Source organism: Mycobacterium sp. HM-7 (assembly GCF_053852335.1).
This window is the reverse complement of the sequence record NZ_CM132657.1, coordinates 4,833,202-4,847,568: the sequence shown is the minus strand read 5'-3', so window position 1 is coordinate 4,847,568 and position 14,367 is coordinate 4,833,202. Positions and strand designations below refer to the sequence as shown.

The 14,367-nt window shown below is 65.0% G+C and carries 15 protein-coding genes; 14 read left to right on the top strand and 1 reads right to left on the bottom strand.

Going from position 1 to position 14,367, the window contains the following annotated elements:
- Positions 1-46: 46 nt before the first annotated feature.
- Complete coding sequence (locus ACWW1C_RS23350; RefSeq protein ID WP_455980481.1) at positions 47-2,557, bottom strand: arylsulfatase; 2,511 nt, start codon at positions 2,555-2,557, stop codon at positions 47-49.
- 247 nt (positions 2,558-2,804) lie between these two features.
- Between ACWW1C_RS23350 and ACWW1C_RS23345 the strand changes: the two genes are divergently transcribed.
- The 14 genes from ACWW1C_RS23345 (at position 2,805) to rplR (ending at position 14,367) form a co-directional block, all read left to right on the top strand.
- On the top strand, positions 2,805-5,363 hold the full coding sequence (locus ACWW1C_RS23345; RefSeq protein WP_455980480.1) for a LuxR C-terminal-related transcriptional regulator: 2,559 nt from the start codon (positions 2,805-2,807) through the stop codon (positions 5,361-5,363).
- A gap of 114 nt (positions 5,364-5,477) precedes the next feature.
- Positions 5,478-7,829 (top strand): arylsulfatase, encoded by a 2,352-nt coding sequence (locus tag ACWW1C_RS23340; protein WP_455980479.1) that lies wholly within the window; start codon positions 5,478-5,480, stop codon positions 7,827-7,829.
- A 9-nt stretch (positions 7,830-7,838) separates the two neighbouring features.
- Positions 7,839-8,552 (top strand): hypothetical protein, encoded by a 714-nt coding sequence (locus ACWW1C_RS23335; RefSeq protein WP_455980478.1) that lies wholly within the window; start codon positions 7,839-7,841, stop codon positions 8,550-8,552.
- 23 nt (positions 8,553-8,575) lie between these two features.
- Positions 8,576-8,728: a hypothetical protein gene (locus tag ACWW1C_RS23330; RefSeq protein ID WP_455980477.1), complete on the top strand. Its 153-nt coding sequence runs from the start codon at positions 8,576-8,578 to the stop codon at positions 8,726-8,728.
- Between the two features lie 124 nt (positions 8,729-8,852).
- Entirely contained in the window at positions 8,853-8,978 is a 126-nt protein-coding gene (locus ACWW1C_RS23325) for a hypothetical protein (protein WP_455980476.1), read from the top strand.
- Between the two features lie 4 nt (positions 8,979-8,982).
- Complete coding sequence (locus tag ACWW1C_RS23320) at positions 8,983-10,113, top strand: YeiH family protein (protein ID WP_455980475.1); 1,131 nt, start codon at positions 8,983-8,985, stop codon at positions 10,111-10,113.
- 292 nt (positions 10,114-10,405) lie between these two features.
- The gene (gene rplN, locus ACWW1C_RS23315) at positions 10,406-10,774 is read left to right on the top strand and encodes a 50S ribosomal protein L14 (protein WP_020101420.1); all 369 of its coding nucleotides are present in this window, start codon (positions 10,406-10,408) and stop codon (positions 10,772-10,774) included.
- Positions 10,774-11,091, top strand: a complete 318-nt coding sequence (rplX, locus tag ACWW1C_RS23310) for a 50S ribosomal protein L24 (RefSeq protein ID WP_020101421.1) — start codon at positions 10,774-10,776, stop codon at positions 11,089-11,091. The genes rplN and rplX overlap by 1 nt, the downstream gene beginning before the upstream one ends.
- Before the next feature lies 1 nt (position 11,092).
- Positions 11,093-11,656, top strand: a complete 564-nt coding sequence (gene rplE / locus ACWW1C_RS23305; protein WP_455980474.1) for a 50S ribosomal protein L5 — start codon at positions 11,093-11,095, stop codon at positions 11,654-11,656.
- Between the two features lie 2 nt (positions 11,657-11,658).
- The gene (locus tag ACWW1C_RS23300) at positions 11,659-11,844 is read left to right on the top strand and encodes a type Z 30S ribosomal protein S14 (protein ID WP_005197641.1); all 186 of its coding nucleotides are present in this window, start codon (positions 11,659-11,661) and stop codon (positions 11,842-11,844) included.
- 81 nt (positions 11,845-11,925) lie between these two features.
- On the top strand, positions 11,926-12,675 hold the full coding sequence (locus ACWW1C_RS23295) for a class I SAM-dependent methyltransferase (protein WP_455980473.1): 750 nt from the start codon (positions 11,926-11,928) through the stop codon (positions 12,673-12,675).
- Positions 12,676-13,012: 337 nt separating this feature from the next.
- The gene (gene rpsH, locus ACWW1C_RS23290) at positions 13,013-13,411 is read left to right on the top strand and encodes a 30S ribosomal protein S8 (RefSeq protein WP_138232191.1); all 399 of its coding nucleotides are present in this window, start codon (positions 13,013-13,015) and stop codon (positions 13,409-13,411) included.
- Between the two features lie 12 nt (positions 13,412-13,423).
- Positions 13,424-13,963 carry a 50S ribosomal protein L6 gene (gene rplF, locus ACWW1C_RS23285; protein ID WP_455980472.1) on the top strand — a complete coding sequence of 180 codons (540 nt, stop codon included), beginning with the start codon at positions 13,424-13,426 and terminating at the stop codon, positions 13,961-13,963.
- A gap of 2 nt (positions 13,964-13,965) precedes the next feature.
- A complete protein-coding gene (rplR, locus tag ACWW1C_RS23280; protein WP_043401775.1) occupies positions 13,966-14,367 on the top strand; it encodes a 50S ribosomal protein L18 in 402 nt (133 codons plus the stop codon).

The following is a 14,367-nucleotide window of genomic DNA, read 5'->3' as shown; positions in this document are numbered from 1 at the left end:
TAACTGGGGTACCGGCCGCACCGGTACCCCAGTTACGTCATGATGGTCAGTCGCGGGCGAATGCGCCTTGTGCTTCCTTCTCCAGATCGATGTACGCCTTACCGCTCACGTCCACGGCGACCACGTTGATGGTGCCGCCGGTGAACCGGCCCGGATTCTGGTAGAGGCCCGAAACGTTGTCGCCGCTGTCGAAACCGATGCACAACCCGTCGCCGGCCAGGGTGAACTTACCGATCTGCGCGCGCATCGGACCCTGAGTGACGACGTTGCCATCAACGTAAAGCTTTGTGGTGCCGATGGATTCACCATGTTCACCGCTGCGCTCGCGGATGAACTCCATGCCAAGGTCGTGCTTGCCCGGCGTCAATGGTGGCGAGGTGAACACCTGCTCCGGCGGGATACCGAGGAAGTTGTAGACGTAGAACAGCCTGTTGTCCTTTATGAACAGCGCATGTCCACCGAATCGGGAACCGTGCGCGAAGATCACGCCCTGCGCCTGCGGGGTGAGGTCGGTGTTGGCGATGATCTTGTACGACTTCCCGCGGATGTTCACCGCGACGGCCTCGGGCACCGGGGACGCGTCCGGGTAGTAGAGGTAACGGTCACGTGGCGGCTCGAACTGCGGCCGCTGGAGCGTCAGCAGCTCGGTGGCGGTGCGATCATCCAGCGGCAGCACGAAATTCTTCTTGGCCTCGTCGAACCAGGTGTCCTGCAGTTCCTTGAGCTTGTCCGGGTACTTGTCTGCGACATTCGTTGATTCCGAGCGATCTTCGTCGACGTGGAACAATTCCCACTTGTCCTGGTCGAAGTGCCCCTTGCCGCTGATCGGCGCGTGTAGCGCGGCGGCTTTCCACCCGTCCTGCCAGATACCGCGGGTGCCGAGCATGGCGTAGTACTGCCGCTTCTTGGTGGTGGGCGCATCCTTTTGGTCGAAGGTGTATTTCATCGACACCCCATTGAGCGGGAATTGCGGTGTGCCCCGATAGGTTTCGGGCATCTTGATCCCGGTGACATCAAGGATTGTCGGCACGATGTCGGTCGCGTGGTGGTACTGATGCCTGACTTCGCCCTTGGCTTTGATGCCCTTGGGCCAGTGGATGATCATCGGGTCGCAGGTGCCCCCGGAGAACTGCGAATAGCGCTTGAACATCTGGAACGGCGCGGAGAACGCAGTCGCCCAGCCGGTCGGAAAGTGGTTGTAGGTGGCCGGCGTACCGAGCTTGTCGATCATGGCCATGTTCTCGGCCAGGTCATCGGGATACCCGTTGAAGAACTTGTTCTCGTTCACCGAGCCGTTCGGGGAACCCTCGCCGGAGGCACCGTTGTCGGCGCAGTAGAAGATCAGCGTGTTGTCCAGTTGGCCCGTCTGCTGCAGATAGTCGACGATGCGGCCCACCTGGGCATCGGTGTACTCAGAGAACCCGGCGTACACCTCGGCCATCCGGCTGAACAGCCGCTTCTCGTCAGCGTTGAGGGTGTTCCACGGCCGGACCATATCCGCATCCGCGGCAACATCTTTCGGCAGCGGATTGATCGGCGTCATCTTCGTGTCCGTGGGCATGATGCCCTTGTCCTTCATCCGCTGGAGCACCCACTCGCGGTAGGCCTCATAGCCGTCGTCGAACTGGCCCTTGTACTTGGCCGCATACTCGGCCGGGCTGTGGTGCGGGGCGTGGTTGGCGCCCGGGCAGAACCACATGTACCAGGGCTTCGACGGATTGGTGGCCCGCTGATCGCGGAGCATCCGAAGAGCTTGATCGGCAAGGTCTTTCGACAGGTGATAGCCCTGCTCGGGAGAGTAGGGCTGCTCGATGTAGCGGTTGTCCTCGACGAGGTCCGGGTACCAATTGTTGGTCTCGCCGCCCAGGAAACCATAGAACCGGTCGAAGCCTTTCTGAACCGGCCATTGCGACTTGCTGCCGCCGCTGGCGAGGTCTTCCTCGGGGACGTTGTGGTCCTTGCCGAGCCAGAAGGTGCTGTAGCCATTCTCCTGCAGCACCTGGCCGATTGTCGCGCATTCGTCGGGCAACCGGCCCGAGGCTCCGGGGAATCCCTCGGAACCTTCGGCGATCGACGCGAAGTTGTTCACGTGGTGATTGCGGCCGGTCAGCATGCAGGACCGGGTGGGGGAGCAGAGCGCGGTGGTGTGCCACTGCGAGTAGATGAGGCCGTTGTCGGCAAGCTTCTGCAACGTCGGCATGTTGATCCGGCCGCCGTAGGGAGACCACGACGCCATTCCGGTGTCGTCGTAGAGCACTACCAGAACGTTGGGTGCGCCCTCAGGGGCGTGCTTGAGCTCCCACTGGCTCCAGTCCTCCTTGGAGTCCCGCACGTCGAGTTTGACCTCGCCGTGGAACTTGTCCATGACTTCCTTGGCCGCGGCGCCGCCGTCGCCCTCACTGGGCGTCGCGCCCTTGTCGTCGCACCCGGCGATGAACGATGATCCGGCCGCGACGCCCGCGGCGGCTGCGAGGCCACCGATCACGGATCGGCGCGACAGCTTCGGTCCGTCCGGTTCGGGAGTGAATTCGGACGGTGAATCGGTATCAGGTGCCATGGCGCCATTATTGGGACAAGTCGCGTCGTTCGCAGTAATTCTGCAGATCGGTATGGTGGGTTGCCGATTCCGATCCCAAGGTGTCACACCGATTTTCGCCGCGCGCGTCAATGCCGGCTTATGCGATCCGACGGAAAAGTGAATGCTGAAACCATCGATGTCACCCTTTTCGGGTGACATGGATTGGCTTTTGGGATTCCGGTATTTTTGAGCAGTGCCGCCGTCTGGAACATCCACGATGCGGCCGGTGCCGTGGTTTCTCGCGACCATCCCGGTTGCGCGGCCGGACATGCTCGACCGATCGTCGATCATTCGGCTCCTCGCCGCCGAGTGCGACCGCAAACGGGCAGTCCTTGTCGCCGCGCCGTCGGGTTACGGGAAGACGGTTGCGCTGTCGCAGTGGGCCGCGCAGCGGTCGGGTGAGGTGCCGGGGTCAGTTGCGTGGTTGACATTGACCGCACGCGTGGCCGGCCGTGAGGACGTGATACGTGGACTGCTCACCGCCATGGGGAACGCCGCGCGGACCGGCGGTGATGAGGGGCTGTGGCGGCAACTGGCCGAGGCGCTGGAAGCGCCGTCGTACGACGCTGTGATCGCGGCGTTGATGGAGATCGATCCGCTGGGGCCGTTGACGGTCATCATCGATGACTTTCAGCAGGCGCGGGCGGCGTGGTCCGGCGTCGACATGCTGGAGCTGATCGAGGTCGGCCCGCCGTGGCTCAATTTTGTGCTGGCGACGACAGAGTCCGTCGGGCCCGAGTGGTCCCGCCTTCGGGTTCACGATCAGGTTGCCGTGATCGGCCCCACCGCGTTGGCGTTCACCCGCGACGACATCGCGGCCTTGGCCCGCCAATCGGGTGTCGAATTGGTACCCGGCCAGGTCGAACAGCTTTCGGCAACCACCGCAGGCTGGCCCGGCGCGGTGAAGTTGATGCTCGTGTCGGGTGGTGCGCCGATGGTGGCTTCGAAAGCCGACCTCACCGACTACATCGAGACCGCGGTGCTGTCCCGGCTGCGCCCCGACCTCGCCGAGTTCGTGCTGTATACGACCGTCTGCGCTCGCCTCGATGAGCGAATGGCCATTGCATTGTCCGGCAGGAATGACGCGGCGTCATTGTTGCGCGAGTGCGTGGATTCGGGTCTGTTCTTGGAACAGTTCGGTGCCGGGGACACGACGTACTACCAGTGGCATTCGATATTCGTACGGCATTGCCGGGGAATTCTGCGGCGAGGCCATCCCGGTGAGTGGCAACGCCTCAACCGCATTGCCGCCCGTGAACTCGCTGCCGACTTCCCGTTGGAGGCGGTCGAGTGCGCGATTCGCGGCGACGATCGGCGGGCCGGTTTCGACATCATCGCCGAGCACTGGCTCGAATTGTTGCTGCAGTCGCGAAGCCGTGCCCTTGATGAGGCCTGCGTGCGGCTGCAAGCTGCCTTCGGGGAAGATCCGGAAGTATTGATGGTCCGTGCCTGCTGCCGGACCACGGCAGGGGACAACGTCACTGCCACAATACTTTTCGAGCGGGCAGCAGCGGGGGGCGAAGCCGTGGCGGCCCGGAATCGGCTGGCTTTCATCGCCGACCTGTCGACGCTCCTGGTGTCCGATGACCGAGATGCGATGGCCCGGGCGGCTGCCGGCGCGACCGCCGCTCTCGCCGACCGTGCGGTGGTGGCGCCTCGGATTTACGCGTGTGCGCTGTTCGTCATCGGTTGGGCGGATTCTCGAATGCGGCGGGGACTGACCCGCGGGGCGGAACTGCTCGAATCGGCGGTGCACGAGTGCACCGCTCTCGGGCTGACCGAAGTCGCGCACCGGGCACGCCAGAGTTTGGCTTTCGCGCTTGCGCATGTCGGTGAGTTCGAGCGCGCACTCGACGTGCTGAGGGAGACCGCTGAGATGGGTGGGGTGTCGCCGGAACTGTGGCTGTCGCACGACGGTGATGGCATCGAACGACTTTCGGCGGGCTGGGTGAGCTTCTGGCGGGGGCAGACCGACGCCGCCATCGACACGCTGTCTTCGGTGAGCGCCTCGGTGGGCGTGGGTTACCCGGACTTGGGGCGGATGATGCTCGCGTTCTCGGCCTCTACCGTCGGGTTGGATTCGGTGCTGACCGTCGCCGAGGCTGCCCTGACCCGGATGCCGGACGTCGATACCCACGGCGTCCCTTGGAACAGCTACAAAACGGCCAGCAGAGCCCGCTTGTGCGAGGCCCGCGGTCGGCGTGCAGAAGCGATCGAGGCTGCCGCCAGTATTGTTGGCCGCGAACATGTTCCGATGATCTCGGCGGTATTGTCCGGCATGTGCCGCCGTCTCGATGAGCCCGACCTTGCCGAACGGCTCGCCCGGCAGGCATTGGTGCCGGAGGTACCGTGCTACGCCGAGGCATACGCGTTGCTGACCCTGGCGGTGCTCGGCTGGCAGCGGAGTGACCGCGACCAGGCTCATCGTGACCTCGAGGCCGTGCTGGCCGTGGCGCATCGCCAGTTGATTCGATATCAGTTCATCGACAACACCGACCCGGTCTGCCGGGAACTGCTTGCCGCGCACTTGCCGACCACCGGCTACCGGCAGTTCCTCGAAGAGTCGCTGGTGTTGAGTGAACGACCGAAGTCACTGTCGCAGGTGTCGGTGCTCACCCCACGAGAACTGGAAGTACTCGCCCACCTTCGGACCGCAATGACGTCGCAGGAGATCGCCGACGGTATGGGGGTGTCCCTCAATACGATGAAAACCCACCAGCGGTCGATCTACCGGAAACTGGCCGTTGCCAATCGACGCGAAGCGATCCGGGCGGTCCGCCCCTGAGTCGGGGCTGATGACCGCCGGCATGTACGTCAATATCCGACCTGCTGGACAGTTCCCGGGTGTAATCTCCGGGCGATCGCCGAGAGCGGCGAACGCTGACCGGGACGAGGCGTCATGGCAACTGAATTCCAGGGCACGATCAAACTCGACATCCGCGACTCGGAGCCCGACTGGACTCCGTACGCCGCGCCGACGGCCCCGGCCGGTGCGCCCAATGTGCTCTACCTGGTCTGGGACGACACCGGCATCGCCACCTGGGACTGCTTCGGCGGCCTCGTCGACATGCCCGCCATGCGCCGCATCGCCGACCGCGGCGTGCGTCTGTCGCAGTTCCACACCACCGCGCTGTGTTCGCCGACGCGGGCGTCACTGCTGACGGGACGCAACGCCACCTCGGTGGGCATGGCCACCATCGAGGAGTTCACCGACGGTTTCCCGAACTGCCACGGCCGCATACCTTTCGAGACGGCACTCCTGTCCGAGGTGCTGGCCGAGCAAGGCTGGAACACCTACTGCGTCGGCAAGTGGCACCTGACTCCGCTGGAGGAATCGAACCTCGCGTCCACCAAGCGGCACTGGCCGCTGTCCCGCGGCTTCGAACGCTTCTACGGGTTCATGGGCGGCGAGACCGACCAGTGGTACCCCGAGCTGGTGTACGACAACCACCCGGTCGCCCCGCCGGCCACGCCCGAAGAGGGCTATCACCTGTCGAAAGACCTGGCGGACAAGACCATCGAGTTCATCCGCGACGCCAAGGTCATCGCCCCCGACAAACCGTGGTTCTCCTACGTCTGCCCCGGCGCCGGGCACGCGCCGCACCATGTCTTCAAGGAATGGGCCGACAAGTACGCGGGCAAGTTCGACATGGGCTACGAGGCGTACCGCGACCTGGTGCTGGAGAACCAGAAGCGCCTCGGCATCGTGCCGCCCGACACCGAACTCTCGCCCATGAATCCGTACCTGGACGTCAAGGGGCCGAACGGCGAACCGTGGCCGTTGCAGGACACGGTGCGTCCCTGGGACGGACTGAACGACGACGAGAAGCGGCTGTTCGCCCGCATGGCCGAGGTGTTCGCCGGGTTCCTGTCCTACACCGATGCGCAGATCGGCCGAATTCTCGACTACCTGGAGGAGTCGGGTCAGCTGGACAACACGCTCGTCGTCGTCATCTCCGACAACGGGGCCAGCGGCGAAGGCGGCCCGAACGGCTCGGTCAACGAGAACAAGTTCTTCAACGGCTACATCGACACCGTCGAAGAGAGCATGCGGTACTTCGACACCCTGGGTTCACCGGACACTTACAACCATTATCCGATCGGCTGGGCGATGGCATTCAACACGCCCTACAAACTGTTCAAGCGCTACGCCTCCCACGAGGGCGGCATCGCCGACACCGCAATCATCAGCTGGCCCAACGGAATCGCGGCCCACGGCGAGGTGCGCGACAACTACGTCAACGTCGCCGACATCACCCCGACGGTGTACGACCTGTTGGACATCGAGCCGCCGGCAGAGGTGCGGGGCGTGCCGCAGCGACCGCTGGAAGGCGTGAGTTTCAAAGCGGCCCTGGCGGATTCGGCGGCCGACACCGGAAAGGCAACGCAGTTCTACGCGATGCTCGGCACCCGCGGCATCTGGCACAACGGCTGGTTCGCCAATACCGTGCACGCCGCGACCCCGTCGGGCTGGTCGCACTTCGACAAGGACCGCTGGGAACTGTTTCACATCGAATCCGACCGCAGTCAGTGTCATGACCTGGCGGCCGAGGACCCGGCGAAACTCGCTGAAATGCAGGAACTCTGGTTCTCCGAGGCAGCGAAGTACAACGGTCTGCCGCTGGCCGACCTGAACGTCTTCGAGACCCTGCTGCGCGACCGGCCCTACCTGATGCGGGACCGGCAGACCTTCACCTACTACCCGGGCACCGCCGAGGTGGGCATCGGTGCCGGCGTCGAACTGCGGGGACAGTCGTTCTCCGTCCTGGCCGAGGTGGACGTCGATTCAATGGGCGCCGAAGGGGTGCTGTTCAAGCAGGGCGCCGGTCACGGCGGGCATGTCTTGTTCGTTCAGGACGGCCGGCTGCAGTACGTCTACAATTTCATGGGCGAAGACGAGCAGGTGGTATCCGCGCTCGATCCGTTGCCTCTGGGGCGGCATGTCTTCGGCGTCCACTACGACCGGACCGGCACCGTGGAAGGCAGCCACACCCCGCTCGGCACCGTCGAACTGCGCATCGACGACGCGGTGGTGGCGACCCGCCCGGACGTTCGCGCCCACCCGGGGACCTTCGGGCTCGCCGGGGGCGGCGTGGCGGTCGGACGCAACGCGGGCCAGCCGGTGTCGAACCGGTACCGGGCGCCCTACCCGTTCGTCGGCGGCACCATCGCCAAGGTCGTCGTCGACATCTCGGGGACGCCGTACATCGACGTCGAACGGGAACTGGCCCAGGCGTTTTCGAAGGACTAGGGGCTGGTGATGAGCGGAACGATCATCCGGTGTGCTGTCCTGGCGGCGGCGGCGGCGCTGCTGGCGGGCTGCGGCGGCAAGGCCGACGACAAGCCGACCGGCACAACGACCTCCACCACGACATCAACGACCACCACCTCGTCGGCAACGTCGTCGGCGGCAGCGTCCGGGTCGAAGATGCCGGACCTGCCGGTGTACGGCGTGGTCGAGACCACCAAACGTGCTGTCGCGGCGGGGGAGCAGGTTTGCGACCCGCCGGGTCCGCCCGCACAGACCATGACGGCGAGCACCGGAGCACCCGGCTCGCCGACCGTCGTCGTCGCAGTGCCCGACGGATTCAGTCAGGCGGCGCCGCCGTCCGGTGACGTCGCGCTGAACTTGATCGGACCGGACGGCCTGACCGGCACGGTGAAAGTCAGCCCGACGCACCTGGACGCCGGGGCGGCGTTCCAGCAGTACGCGGACGCGCGTACCGCGGGCCACGAATTCAACAGCGTCAGCATCCTGCCCGACGAATTGTGCGGGTACAGCGGGCAGAAGCTGATGGGCGTGCTCGCCGACAAGCCGGGCTCCGGCAACGACTACGCCGACCGCGTCGTGCACGTGTGGACCAACAACGGCGACTACCTCATCGCGCTGCAGCTGCAGGGGCCCGCCGGTTCGAAGGGACTTGATGCGGCCAAGTCGGTTCTGCTGGGGGACTTCGGAATCCGGATGGGCTGAGCGCTCACGTTCGCGCCCTGCTGGTGCAGGGTGACGTCACCGAGCCGGACCCGCTGGTGGACATTCTGTTGGCGCCGTTGGCTGCCGAGAACTTCCTGCATCAACGCGCACGCGGCCTGTCCGTCGCGCAGATCAGCGGCGCGCTCACGCGGCTGGCGCACGCGATTCTCGACTGACCTCCGCGCAATGCGGCTGTCCGCGGCCGAAGGGTGCGAGTTCAGATTCAGCGCGAGCAGATCCCTGTGCAGTCGGCGCGACGCACGCCACGATGAGCCGACATCGGGTGACGGGAGAACTGTGATGACTGAGTCCGGGACGACGCACGGCTGGGTGAGCCGTGTCGGAACTGATTGGTGGGCAACCATCTTGGGCCTCGCGGTCGCCGCATTGGCGGTGGCCGGTGTGCTGCCGAAGATCGGTTGGTGACGCGATGACCGTCGAAGCTGCCGATACCGCAGACCACGTCGAATCGGGCGACCGCCCCGAATCCACGAGTGCCCGGCGGTTCCTCGACTACCTCCCGGGCCTGCTGCTGCTCGTCGCAGTCGGCTTGGCCGGCAAATACGCCCAAATCGGCTGGCTCGCGCTGGCCAAGCACCAGCACTGGCGGGTGCCCGACATCGAATATGTCCTGTGGGCCATCGTTTTCGGGTTGATCATCACCAATACTGTTGGCCTGCACCGGATTTTCCGCCCCGGCGTCGCCACCTACGAGTTCTGGCTCAAGGTCGGCATCGTCCTGCTGGGTGCGCGGTTCGTCCTCGGCGACGTCCTCAAGCTCGGTGCCACCAGCCTGGTGCAGATTCTGATCGACATGACCGTCGCAGGCGCCATCATCATGGCCGCGGCCCGGTGGTTCGGACTGTCGGGCAAGCTCGGCTCCCTGCTGGCCATCGGGACGTCGATCTGCGGGGTGTCGGCGATCATCGCGGCCAAGGGCGCCATCCGGGCCCGCAACTCCGACGTCAGCTATGCGATCGCCTCGATCCTGGCGCTCGGCGCCGTCGCGCTGTTCGTGCTGCCGCCGCTGGGTCATGCCATCGGCCTGACCGACCACGAGTTCGGGCTGTGGGCCGGCCTCGCCGTGGACAACACCGCCGAGACCACGGCCACCGGCTACCTCTTCTCCGACGAGGCCGGCAAGACCGCGGTCCTGGTGAAGTCGGTGCGCAACGCGCTGATCGGCTTCGTCGTCCTGGGCTTCGCCATCTACTGGGCCGCCAGGGGAGAGGCTGACGCCGTCGCCGCCGGCGTGCGCGCCAAGGCCGCGTTCGTCTGGCAGAAGTTCCCGAAGTTCGTGCTCGGCTTCCTGGCGGTCTCGGCCGTCGTCACCGCGGGGCTGTTGAGCAAGGGGCAGGTCGCGAACCTGGCCGCGGTGTCCAAGTGGGCGTTCCTGCTGACCTTCGCCGGGGTGGGGCTGTCCACCGACTTCCGGCAGATCGCCCGCACCGGTTGGCGGCCGCTCGTCGTCGCGGTGATCGGCCTGGTCGTGGTGGCGACGGTGTCGCTGGCCTTGGTCCTGCTGACGTCGCGGGTCCTGGGTTGGGGTGTCACCGGCTGATCAACGGCTGAACAACGACGGGGGTGACGGAAACGTCGCCCCCGTCGCGCATGAGCGGCCGCTGAATGCACGTCCGGCGCGGCGTGTTGCCGTACAAACACGGGCGCTCGCGGGGAGATGGGCAGCGATTTGGAGCGTTATGGCTGCTCGCCTAGTATGTAGGGGTTGCCCAGGGCAGACCCCGGTCATCGCAGGTTAATTGCTGCGTGGCTCAGGGTGTCATTGGACAACAAGACCGCGCACGTCCAGGTCGGTATCTGGCGTGCATACAAAACCCAGGTCAGGAGATCGAGTGATTCAGCAGGAATCGCGACTCAAGGTCGCCGACAACACGGGCGCAAAGGAAATCCTTTGCATCCGCGTGCTCGGTGGCTCGTCGCGGCGCTACGCCGGCATCGGCGACATCATCGTGGCGACCGTCAAGGACGCCATCCCCGGCGGCAACGTCAAGCGTGGTGACGTGGTCAAGGCCGTCGTCGTGCGCACCGTCAAGGAGCGCCGCCGGCCGGACGGCAGCTACATCAAGTTCGACGAGAACGCCGCCGTCATCATCAAGAACGACAATGACCCCCGCGGTACCCGCATCTTCGGGCCGGTCGGTCGCGAACTGCGCGAGAAGAAGTTCATGAAGATCGTCTCGCTGGCCCCGGAGGTTTTGTGATGAAGGTGCACAAGGGCGACACCGTGCTGGTCATCGCCGGCAAGGACAAGGGTGCCAAGGGCAAGGTCATCGAGGCCTACCCGACCCGCAACAAGGTGCTCGTTGAGGGCGTCAACCGGATCAAGAAGCACACTGCGCAGTCTCAGAACGAGCGCGGTGCATCGTCGGGTGGCATCGTCACCCAGGAGGCGCCGATCCACGTTTCCAACGTGATGGTGGTCGACTCCGACGGCAACGCGACCCGCATCGGCTACCGCGTCGATGAGGAGAGCGGCAAGAAGGTCCGTATCTCTAAGCGCAATGGCAAGGACATCTGAGATGACCACTGTGGAAAACACTCAGCCCCGGCTGAAGACGCGTTACCGCGAAGAGATCCGCGACGCGCTCAACAACGAATTCAACTACGCCAACGTCATGCAGATCCCCGGCGTGGTCAAGGTTGTCGTCAACATGGGTGTCGGTGACGCTGCCCGCGACGCCAAGCTGATCAACGGTGCGGTCAACGACCTGACGCTGATCACCGGTCAGAAGCCGGAAATCCGCAAGGCCCGCAAGTCCATCGCGCAGTTCAAGCTGCGTGAGGGTATGCCGATCGGCTGCCGCGTCACCCTCCGTGGTGACCGCATGTGGGAGTTCCTGGACCGCCTGATCTCCATCGCGCTGCCCCGTATCCGCGACTTCCGCGGTCTGTCGGCCAAGCAGTTCGACGGCAGCGGCAACTACACCTTCGGCCTCAACGAGCAGTCGATGTTCCACGAGATCGACGTCGACTCGATCGACCGCCCCCGCGGCATGGACATCACGGTCGTCACCTCGGCCAACACTGACGACGAAGGCCGTGCGTTGCTGCGGGCCCTGGGCTTCCCGTTCAAGGAGAACTGACAATGGCAAAGAAGGCTCTGGTCAACAAGGCCAACAAGAAGCCGAAGTTCGCGGTGCGTGGCTACACCCGCTGCAACAAGTGCGGTCGCCCGCACTCGGTGTTCCGCAAGTTCGGCCTGTGCCGAATCTGCCTGCGGGAGATGGCTCACGCCGGCGAGCTGCCCGGCGTGCAGAAGTCCAGCTGGTGACTCTGCCCGTCTCATGACGCTGTAGAAGCCGCCCCGGTCCTCGTGACCGGGGCGGCTTTTGCGTCGTCCGGGGGAACTGAGATGCGAAGTTTCGACGACCTGGTGCACGAAGCGGCAAGTGCCGACGTGACCGGATGGGGCTTCCGCTGGCTTGCGGGCCGCGCGGTTGAGGAGCGGCCGCCGTGGAGCTACGTCCAGCTGTTGGCGCGCCGGTTCGAGACCACCCGTGCCGCTTTGGACCTCGATACCGGCGGCGGTGAGGTCATTGACGAGATGCCTGTCCTGCCGCCGCGGCTGGTGGTCACCGAATCCTGGCCACCGAATGCGCGCGCCGCGCGTGAACGGCTGGCGCCGCGCGGCGTGCAGGTTGTCGAGACCGCAGGAATCGTGGGGTTGCCTTTTGACGACGGCACCTTCGACCTGGTCTCGTCTCGTCATCCCGTCGCTCCCGACTGGCCGGAGATAGCCCGGGTGCTCAGGCGCGGAGGGTGTTACTTCGCGCAGCACGTCGGTCCGGCTTCAGCGTTCGAACTCATCGAGTACTTCCTCGGTCCTCTTCCTGCCGAGCGCAGGCACAGGAACCCGCAGCGCGAGGCGGACGCTGCGACGCAAGCCGGCCTCGTGGTCACCGACCTGCGTACGGCGCGCTGCCGGATGGAGTTCTACGACGTCGGCGCGGTCGTCTGGATTCTGCGTAAATGTCCGTGGTGGGTCCCCGGCTTCACGGTCGAGCGGTATCGCGATGAGCTTGTCGCGCTCGATCGTGGCATGCGCGCCGGCACGCCATTCGTCGCTCATTCGTCGCGGCATCTCATCGAGGCGCGCCGGTAGGGGCTTTTCTGCGTCGAGAGCGGGGATTGACGCGGAATTTCGGCGCGAAAGTCGCGTCAGCCCCACTCTCGACGGCGATCCGGACGGATTTGGCCCTGAGCTGCGGATTGTCTACACTGGGCAGGTTGCCATGGGCGTTTTCGCCCAATGGCCGATCGGTATGTGCCTTCTGAAGGTGGATTGCACTACCGATGCACGGCCCCTGACCGCACTCGGTCAGATACGGGAAAACACTTCGTAGCAGGCCCACGATGTGACGTGCCGAGCCACCGAGAGGTGGGACCAGCACGGGCGTGATGTATGGGAACCGCAGCGAGAAAGGTTGATCAACGCTGTCATGACAATGACGGATCCGATCGCAGACTTCTTGACACGTCTGCGCAACGCCAACTCGGCGTACCACGACCAGGTGACCCTGCCCCACTCGAAGATCAAGGCGAACATCGCCGAGATCCTCAAGAAGGAGGGTTACATCACTGACTACCGCACCGAGGACGCCCGCGTGGGCAAGAACCTCGTTGTGTCCCTCAAGTACGGCCCGAGCCGCGAGCGCAGCATCGCCGGCCTCCGCCGGGTGTCCAAGCCTGGTCTGCGGGTGTACGCGAAATCCACCAACCTGCCGCGGGTTCTCGGTGGCCTTGGCGTGGCGATCATCTCCACGTCCACTGGCCTGCTCACCGACCGCCAGGCAGCTCGACAAGGCGTGGGCGGCGAAGTCCTCGCTTACGTCTGGTAGGGGGCAGAAAACATGTCGCGTATTGGAAAGCAGCCGGTTCTCATCCCGGCCGGTGTCGATGTGACCATCGACGGACAGAACGTCGCGGTCAAGGGCCCCAAGGGCACCCTGACGCTTGATGTCGCCGAGCCCATCGAGGTCGCGCGCAACGACGATGGCGCCGTTGTGGTGACCCGTCCGAACGACGAGCGTCGTAACCGCTCGCTGCACGGGCTGTCCCGCACCCTGATCGCCAACCTGGTGACCGGTGTGACCCAGGGTTACACCACCAAGATGGAGATCTTCGGCGTCGGTTACCGCGTGCAGGCCAAGGGCTCGAACCTGGAGTTCGCGCTCGGCTACAGCCACCCGGTGCTGATCGAAGCCCCTGAGGGCATCACGTTCGCTGTCGAGACCCCGACGAAGTTCTCGGTGTCCGGCATCGACAAGCAGAAAGTCGGCCAGATCTCGGCAGTCATCCGCCGCCTGCGTCGCCCTGACCCGTACAAGGGCAAGGGCATTCGCTACGAGGGTGAGCAGATCCGCCGCAAGGTCGGAAAGACAGGTAAGTAGTAATGGCCAACACTGAGACTGACAAGCGTAAGCCGTTGGGCCAGAACATTTCTGAGACCCGTCGGGTGGCCCGTCTGCGTCGTCACGCCCGTCTGCGCAAGAAGGTCGCCGGCACGTCCGAGCGTCCGCGTCTGATGGTCAACCGCTCCTCGCGGCACATCCACGTCCAGGTGATCGACGACCTGACCGGCACCACGCTGGCCGCCGCGTCGTCCATCGAGGCCGACGTGCGTGCCGTCGACGGCGACAAGAAGGCCGTCAGCACCCGGGTGGGTCAGCTGATCGCTGAACGCGCCAAGGCAGCCGGCATCTCCGAGGTGGTGTTCGACCGCGGTGGGTACACCTACGGTGGCCGGATCGCCGCTCTCGCCGACGCCGCTCGCGAAGGCGGGTTGACGTTCTAA